The organism is Terriglobus sp. YAF25 (assembly GCF_052113305.1).
Taxonomy (GTDB): domain Bacteria; phylum Acidobacteriota; class Terriglobia; order Terriglobales; family Acidobacteriaceae; genus Terriglobus.
On sequence record NZ_JBFRCY010000800.1, the window covers coordinates 1 to 1,983 of the forward strand.

Consider the following 1,983-nt stretch of genomic DNA (forward strand, 5'->3'; position numbering starts at 1 on the left):
GTTGCCGCCTCCATCTCCGTTTGCCTTTACCGCAGATCATGTCCGTTGGAGAATGTTCCTCTTGCAGCGAAGCGACCTGGCTGCAACTCGCAAAGGAACCCTGGCCGCCTGGGGAGTAGACGAACGTGATCCGACAACCGATCGCCGGCTGCTRGAATTTTGTATGAGCATTCCTGCGACGGAGTGGATGCGAGACGGTTTACCGTCTGCGCTGCTTCGGAATGGTCTTGCCGATCGCTTGCCGAAAAAAGTTCGCTACGAAACACGGAAAGGCCTGCAGGCGACCGACTGGCATATCGAAGCGGCTAAGGCTTTGCCGCAACTGCAGGAAGAGATACGGAAACTGGAGAAGTCCCCTTCCGTAAATGGCATGATCGATATCCCGCGCATGCGCTCCATGATGGAGAACTGGCCGAAGGATGACGACTCCGAGAAGATTAGTAGCTACCGATACACATTTCTTCGGACGCTTTCAGTCGGCAAGTTTCTCCGTGATGCGGAGAGCTGTAAGACCTCTATCAACGAGATTGCCAGCCAAAGCCCGTAAGCGACAGGACGTTCGAGCCGAAATGGTGGACGAGATCGATGCGTCGGCAGTTGGCCTTTTCAGGGCCGCGCGCAAACCACCGAGCTACGCTCCAGGGAGCGCGGCCGAAGTTGCCGTAGTTATCGGGATGGCGGCCAGGGACGCCACCGATGGTCATTCCTCATAGTTGTGTAGCCCCTGGCCTTCGCATTCCCTGTAGAACGCTCGGACTTCATTAGCCACAAAAGCTGAGTCTAAGAGCCCTGCCTGCATTCTCGAAACGACTTGACGGGAAGCTCTCTCCCTGGGTCGTGCAGTGCCGTTCTTAATCGCAGACTCGATGTCACCCACTCGACGTATACGAGCATGCCGGTAGGGGACTACAGATGGTCGAGAAATGAAGGGATGGTCCCCGACGCCCAGGCATACAAGGATTTCCGACCTTGACTGCTGTGTGCATATCGAGGCAGTCACTAACTCGCCACGGTTGTTAGGTTTTGACAGCACAATGTGTAGATGCTCTTTAGCCTGATCGTCATCTTCGATCATGAAAGCATCACCACAGTTCATGTGTTATGCGACGCTTCCCAAGATTCGTTCAGAACGCTCGACTTCATCGTTCTCCTTGAGAATCGCCAAAATATCGTCTTCCGGAACGCCTTGAACGGCAAGGATTTCTCGAGTACTGATAGCCGCTGATGAGCCGTCAGGATCATGCCATTCTGGCAACGTGTGGCTGAAATCACGCAGCTGCCACCGCGTCATCCTGCCATACTTGTCGAATATTTCCGACAGCAACTTCTCTTCTGCGCGGGACAGTTTATCCGTAGGACATTCCGCAGCCGTCAACTCGATCTCATAATTGCCAAGGGGAGGAGTTATGTACTGACTCCAAAATGGCTTGTCTACCTCATCAATCATGAGATTGTATGTGTGACTAACGACAGGCCCATGTGGCATCGAGTAGTGTGCATCATTGCTGATCGAAAACCCCCACCGAGCGAGCGCTTCCCTATCGGCGAGATAAAGCAACTTGATCAGTTTCAGGTAAGACATACGTCCGCCTCGCAACCTGAGAAGGTATGCTGCAGCTTCCGTGGCTTTCTGTTCGTCAAATGCCATACTCTACCTCCCTTAGATATATCGGCGAGGTGCAATTCTGTTTAGAAACGTTCAGAACTATCTAATAAAGTATACATCCTTCGCCATTCATTCGCCTAAGAATGCTTTATCCGTACAAGGAATATGTCTCGTACACCTGACTTGTACAGCTCGGCCATCGACTCCATTCGTTAGATACAGGAACGGAGCAGAAAACATGCCCTTAGGAGCGGCTGTAGGACTACGAAGAAGGGGAAATCAAGTGAGCCCGGGGAGTAAAACTATCGAACACCGTAGGTCGATACAGCTGCGGTGCTCCGCTGAACGTTAAGATCTGCCTTGGTACGCTCTTCTTC

Annotated in this window: 3 protein-coding genes; 1 reads left to right on the forward strand and 2 read right to left on the reverse strand. The window is 52.5% G+C overall.

Annotated elements, in window-relative coordinates:
- Positions 1-547: asparagine synthase-related protein (locus AB4043_RS23870; RefSeq protein ID WP_442308299.1), on the forward strand; the 547-nt coding region annotated here is incomplete at its 5' end.
- On the opposite strand, the gene AB4043_RS23875 is transcribed toward AB4043_RS23870, so the two are convergent.
- Positions 519-704 carry a hypothetical protein gene (locus tag AB4043_RS23875; protein ID WP_442300407.1) on the reverse strand — a complete coding sequence of 62 codons (186 nt, stop codon included), beginning with the start codon at positions 702-704 and terminating at the stop codon, positions 519-521. The genes AB4043_RS23870 and AB4043_RS23875 overlap by 29 nt on opposite strands.
- A 395-nt stretch (positions 705-1,099) precedes the next feature.
- Positions 1,100-1,648, reverse strand: coding sequence for a Panacea domain-containing protein (locus AB4043_RS23880; RefSeq protein WP_442300406.1), 549 nt, complete (start codon positions 1,646-1,648; stop codon positions 1,100-1,102).
- Positions 1,649-1,983: the final 335 nt, after the last annotated feature.

What these genes read in the sequence shown, in the direction of transcription:
- AB4043_RS23880 (WP_442300406.1), bottom strand. Translation starts at nt 1,648, where the DNA reads ATGGCATTTGACGAACAGAAAGCCACGGAAGCTGCAGCATACCTTCTC.
- AB4043_RS23875 (WP_442300407.1), bottom strand. Translation starts at nt 704, where the DNA reads ATGACCATCGGTGGCGTCCCTGGCCGCCATCCCGATAACTACGGCAAC.